The organism is Gramella jeungdoensis, assembly GCF_023805255.1.
Lineage (GTDB): Bacteria > Bacteroidota > Bacteroidia > Flavobacteriales > Flavobacteriaceae > Christiangramia > Christiangramia jeungdoensis.
Genome location: NZ_JAMSCK010000013.1, coordinates 1 through 6881 on the forward strand (window position 1 = coordinate 1; position 6881 = coordinate 6881).

Here is a 6881-nt window from a genome sequence, read left to right on the forward strand (position 1 = left end):
TGCTTCAGATACTTATACCGGAGCTCATTCAGATGGCACTAAAATAGGGGTTGTAGTCACCTATAATAATACGGATGCAAACTGTAGTGATACAGCGGTAACCGCGGCAGAGGTTTATGACAATCCAACTATAAGTATCCAGCAACCATTACTTGATTGTTTTTCAGATGCTCCTTCAATGATCGTAACTTCTCCAGTTGATAAAACCGGTTGGGAGTTCAGATTGGTCATTAAAGGGCAATCCGGTACATTCTCCAGTTATCCTGACGGAGGTTATCCAGGATTAGCTTCTCTAACCACCTATGTCCTAACTGCCAAAGATCCAAATGGATGTACCGTGGACGAGGAGTTTACAACCGGAAAAGTCCTGGATACGCCAATAGATCCTACTTTGGAAGCCGATCAGCCTGATTGTGATACCTTCCAGGGAACTATCAGGGTGACCAATCACGTTGCCGGACAGACCTATTGGGTTAAACTGAAAACTGATCCTAGCACTACTCCTAATTTCGTTAGTTATCCGACCAACGGATTTGAGAACCTTGATCCTGGAACTTATGTGGTGGTTGCACGTAGTGCCGACCTATGTTCTTCAGGAGCTGCAGAAATCACTCTGTTAGAACCCGATTGTAATCATCTTTACCCAACGCAAACCGATTGTGAGACTTATTTAACGGGAGACCCAATCCTGGAAGAAGTATGTCTAACCTTTGATTCGAACAACTATGTGTCGAATACAACGCCTGGTGTATTCTTCTATTTTGGCCAGGTTGATGGTTTTGCAAATAATGACAATGTTGTAATAGATGTTGTGCAATCAAGAACTGATAATAGTTTGTTAGCTCCATTCCTTCCTCAAAATGAAGCAAATGTTAGGGTAGAAACTGCACCTAATTGTATTAGTTTGAAAAACATTACTGTGACTTTAGGTCCAGATGGAGGTGTTCCTGCAGGAGATGTTCGTATAGAATTTAAAGCTAAAGCCAATACAACCTACGTGATTTCTGTAAAATATGATACCAAAACAATTATAGGTTTCGACGGCGGTGCAAACCTTGAAGGTGATACCTATAAATTTGGAATGATAAAGAGTGTGAATGGTGGAGCATATAGTAATGTCTTAGGTAGTTTTGGTTATATAGATGCCATTGATTGTAATGCAGAAGCTGCTTCGACTACTTTAGCATTAGCTAAAACAAGCGAAGATCTTTCTAAAGGAAGTTTAACTGTAGAAGATAGTTCACTGGAATTGATTGAGCCTATTGAACCTCAGTTCACTGCTTACCCTGTGCCATTCAGGGAAAATCTGAACATTGGTTACAAGTTCGATTATAAATCAGATGTGACCATCCAGATATTTAATCTTAATGGTCAGCTGGTACGATCTTATACTGAAAAGGCCGTAGATGCCAATACGATCTCCACTCTGGATATCGACTTTGCACCAAGGGCCAGTCAGATATATATTGTTAGAATGATCACCGACCGTGAGGTCTTTACGAAGAAGATCATTTCTGCTAAATAATTAACAAAATAACTAAAAAATAAAGGGCTGCATTTGCGGCCCTTTATTGATTGGAAAATTAACACTTCAAAGCATTAAAAAACACGGTTTTACTCCTGTATGAGAAGGGGATTTCGTATTTTTGTAATGCTCATGTTTGCGTCACTGATTATCACCTCCAGTGTGACGATCTGGGTTTGCTGAATTAAACTTCAAAATTCAGATATCCTTTTAAAATTGCTCCATCTTACTAATTGAACCTTCTCTTCTTTGATTTGATATCTGCGGTTTGAAGTATGTAAAATTTTCCGTAGAATTTTTATTCACCCCCTTTTTCATAATTATAGATTCATTTTTCTGTCTTTACAAATTGATCGCCCAGTCTGCATGAAGGTTAATGCTTGCTATTGGTGTTAATCTTTAAAAAATATTATTATGGAAAACTTTACATTGAAAATTTCCCGAAGTTGTTCAGGAGATTGTTTAAAGGCTATACGCTCGTTAAAAAAATATTTATCTACATCGCTGCTTTTTATATTACTAATGTGTGGCGCAGCGATAAATGCCCAGGTAAATATCAGGGGCGTCGCTCCCGTGCAGACCCCACCAGAAGGCTTTGCCGTAGATGGAGATGCATATGCAGGACAACCCGTTTCCCCGGTAGACTTTTCAGCTTACGGAGACTGGTTTATTTATAATGATGCTCCAGGAGGAATCTTTCCGGAGGACATTAATGTTAATAGCATTGATGAAGATGGGCAGATCCCGGGTGGCTGGCCCTATGACCATACCTTTTTCTTTAGGGATGATATAACAAACAACGATCCAACCATTTTCACCAGTAGTAACAAAATAAATGATCATCCTGCTACTTATACCTGGGGAGCAGGTTCATCACCCAATAAAAATGAGATTCAAAATGCGATGGTGCATTTCTCTTTTGGTAACCCCTTAATTACCGATCTCGACGGGACCCCTGGGGATCCTAATGATCTATGGATCCTGTTTGCAGCTGATCGTGAGGTCACTAATGGTAGTAGTTATATAGATTTTGAACTTCTTCAGGAAACCCTGATCCGTACAGGGACTACAAGTGGTGGGTTTACCACAGGTGGCTTGGATGGCGGAAGAACTGTAGGAGACATACTTATTACTCTTGAATTTACAGTAGGTGGAGGAGCCGCCAATGTAGTAGTAAGAAGATGGGAACAGACTTCAGATGGTTATGCATATGTAGTATTGATTGCCGATCCCACAGGAGAGAAGGTTTTATACAGTTCCAACAATTCTCAGGCCATTGAAGTTCCCTATCCTTTATATAATCAATCTGCTTTGCCAAATGGTAACTATCAATATGCAGTCAATCAATGGGCTGAAGGGGCAGCTAACTTATCAAAACTTTTTAATTCAGATCCGTGTTTTAGTATTAGTACTCTTTTTGTACGAACCAGAACATCGGGGTCTTCAGGCCAGTCAGAATTAAAAGATTTCCCTGGCGGACCGGTTCAATTAGAGCTTAATTTAAATCCTGTTGCAGATTTAACTACAAGTGGTGTTTGTGATGGTAATACAGCAACATTTACTGCTACTCCAACTGGCTCTGGTGAACAGTATACCTTCTTTATAGATACCGATGAGGATGGAGAAATAGATCCTGGTGAAACTATTCTTCAGGCAAAATCTGGAGTGAATATATATGAGGATGACGGGTTAAATGATGGTGATGTAATTACTGTTTTGATAGAAACTGCACTGGGATGTAAGGATTTTGCATCAGAAGCAGCTATAATTTATGAGAATCCGACTGCTGATGCCGGTACCGATGATTCCGCATGTTTTGATGGCGAGACCTATTCGATTAATCTGAATGGTTCTGCCAGCGGAGGTACAGGTCCCTATGATTTTAGCTGGAGTCCTGCGACCTTCCTTGATGATGCTTCAGCCGAGGATCCTGTATTCAGTGGAGCGCCTGCCTCAGAGACTCCATATACGTTAACACTGACAGTAACCGATGCCAATGGTTGTAGCCATACCGATACTGTAGATATAACCATCAATGAGAATCCGACCGCTGATGCGGGTGCTGACGATTCCGCATGTTTTGATGGCGACACCTATTCGATTAATCTGGATGGTTCTGCCAGCGGAGGTACAGGTCCCTATGATTTTAGCTGGAGTCCTGCGACCTTCCTTGATGATGCTTCAGCCGAGGATCCTGTATTTAGTGGAGCGCCTGCCTCAGAGACTCCATATACATTAACACTGACAGTAACCGATGCCAATGGTTGTAGCGATACCGATACTGTGGATATTACTATCTATGAAAATCCAACTATATCTATTGAGCAGCCTCAACTGGATTGTTTTGCAGATTCGGCTTCCATGATCGTAACCTCTCCGCAGGATAAAACCGGCTGGGAGTTCAGGTTGGTAATCAAAGGAGAAGAAGGTACTTTCTCGAGTTATCCGGATGGAGGTTATCCAGGCCTGGCTCCTGAAACCACCTATGTTCTAACAGCTAAAGATCCAAATGGATGTACAGTTGATGAGGAATTTACAACTCCAACATTGCTGGATACCCCAATTACTCCAACTCTGGATGCCATTCAGCCTGATTGTGATACCTTTCAGGGAACAATCATAGTAACTAATCATATTGAGGGACAGACTTATTCAGTTAAATTAAAATCTGATATTAGTGATCCGGTATTTGTAGCTTATCCAGCCAACGGATTTGAGAATCTGGATCCGGGAACCTATGTAGTGATTGCTCGAAGCGCAGATCTTTGTTCTTCAGGCGGTGCAGAAATTACACTGCTAGAACCAGAATGTGTTTTTGACGAAGGCTGTACTTTAGGTTACTGGAAAAATCATACTGACAGATGGTGTGATGAATACCTCACTTGTGATTTATACGGTGATGTTTTTGAGGCGGCACCTTCCAAACTGGCAGATCTTACACTTCTAGAAGCACTTAATTTAGAGGGTGGAGGTATTTATAATCTGGCCAGACAGTCTGTCGCTGCATTGTTAAATACCTGTAGTTCTGAAGTCGGTTTTGCCTATTCCAATGTAGAGGCTTTAATTGCTGATGTTAATGATGCCTTTACTAATGATGAAGCCGGTGCTTTTGGTATGTACCTGGACGGATTGAATCAGGCTGGATGTCCGCTTGATGGAACTTTTGCTACAACAGCACCTTCAGATGAATGTCCTGCTGAAGCTGCTGCCAGTCTTGTTGCTGCAGCTGGATTTAGTGTCTCGCCAGTGCCATTCGTTGATCAACTAAGTGTTCAATACCATTTTGATTATGTTTCAGATGTAAACATACAATTCTTCAACTTTAGTGGTCAGCTACTACAGAACTTTAAGTTCTTAGGTGTAACCTCAGGAGATATTAGTGAATTTAACGTTGGTTCATTAGTAAGTTCTGGTCAGACATATATTATCAAAGTAAATACAGACAGGGAGAGTTTCTCGAAAACTATAATCTCCTCTGAATAATCTAATCAAAAAATGAACAGAGAGCAGGCCTTTTGGGCCTGCTTTTTTATTTCACGTTTTTTCAGAAGAATATATTTGAAATTTATGGGGGATAACCCCTGTTTTTTGTTGTTAAGGCTTTGTTGCTTAGATTATTACGGGTAATAGTTTCATTCTTACATAGAAATTATTTTATCTTTAAACGCTATTACAAAAATTACCTTACTACCCTCTCATTTTTGTTTTATAGCCCCCCAAACTGCTTTATCTTGAATTAAGAGTGCTTTTTATGGCTCTTGATTTAATGGCAATTTGTTATTCATTAGTAACGGCATATAAGGTTACTACATATTAACCCCCCAAATCAAAGATTTTACTCCCCCCCGGACGATGGTTTACCTTTTTAGGTATTTCCCTGGCCACAATTCTGGTACAGGTTATTCGCCCTACACTTTTATCATAATAGATTTAATAATACTACGCCCTTTTTACAAATGGCTGCCCAATCTGCTTCCCCAAGCTTAGCTATGCTACTGGTGCTAACCTTTTAAAATTTATAATTATGAAAGAGATTACACAATTAAGATCAAAACAAATTGAAGTTTTTGATTGGAAATCGTTAAGGCTTAAAGCTGTTGTTGTTTTAACGATCTTGTTGTCATCAAGCATTTCTTTAGCGCAAAATCCTTGGGTGTTAATAGATTTTGTTGATGAGAACGTTCTTACCGATGATTCTGTATGGGATTGGGAAGATGTTTGGGATGGTAACATACCAGGGGATGCCATAACTTCAGGTATTATTTTCGACGATATTAATAATCCTGACGATCCGGAACCTAATTTAGTGGATAAGGTATTTACAGAGGGATCAAAAGATGATCAGTTTATAAGTCAGTGGATGAATTCAAATAATGGTCCTAATGACAAAACAGATATCCAACAGGCAGGAGCTTTCCTTTACGATGGGGTTCTTTATTTCTTCGGTAACTTGTATGCAGCCAATGGTGATGCCAATATAGGCTTCTGGTTCTTTCAGGATAAAGTTGGAGTGAATGGAACTTCCTTTACCGGAGAACATGTTGTTGGGGATCTGTTTATCGTAGCTGCTTTTAGTAATGGTGGAAAAGTTGACAATATAGCGGCTTACCAGTGGTTAGGAGACGGTAGTGGAGATGTTCCTAATTCGAGTGGAAATTTACAGACACTTATTTCTGCAAATACAACTTCTACGTTAATTACAGCAGTAGTGAATTCCGAAGTTGAGGAAGTTCCATGGACATACTATACCAAGGGAGTAAACGGCGATACAGATATGCCTCCCTTAACTTTCTTTGAAGGATATATTGATTTACGTGGACTGGCATTGGATGGTACAATACCATTACAATCTGATTTTTGCTTTTCATCCTTTATGGTAAACACTAGAACTTCCACTTCTGTCGATGCATCACTTAAAGACTTTGTTGGGGACTCATTTGATGTCACACCGGTAGTAGATTTAGAAGATGAATCAATTTGTGAGGGAGAAACAGTTGAACTTGTTCCGGATATTACCGGGGGATTAATTAAGCCAGGCCAAACTGATTTTAGATATGAATGGTTTAATTCGAATGATCTTAACACAGTTATTTCTACAGACCCCACTTATACAGTGGATGAATCTGCCGGAACATATAATTATACTTTAATTGTTTATGGAGATGCGATTGATGGCCTTGGAGAATGTAAGGCTGAGGATGCTGAAGCCACCGTTATAATTTATGCTGCTCCAACGGCTGAAGCAGGTGATGAGCAGAATATCTGTATAGTAACCGGAAATGAAACGGTTCAATTGGCAGGAAGTATAGGAGGAGGAGCTACTAGTTCCACCTGGAGTACAAGCGGCGATGGAGGC

General features: G+C 40.1%; 3 protein-coding genes. All 3 read left to right on the plus strand.

What is annotated here, in order from left to right:
* On the plus strand, positions 1 to 1525 hold a 1525-nt coding region (locus NE848_RS17195), incomplete at its 5' end, for a T9SS type A sorting domain-containing protein (protein ID WP_252115849.1).
* Positions 1526 to 1939: 414 nt separating this feature from the next.
* Positions 1940 to 5008, plus strand: coding sequence for a T9SS type A sorting domain-containing protein (locus NE848_RS17200; RefSeq protein WP_252115850.1), 3069 nt, complete (start codon positions 1940 to 1942; stop codon positions 5006 to 5008).
* A 541-nt stretch (positions 5009 to 5549) separates the two neighbouring features.
* On the plus strand, positions 5550 to 6881 hold a 1332-nt coding region (locus NE848_RS17205; RefSeq protein ID WP_252115851.1), incomplete at its 3' end, for a hypothetical protein.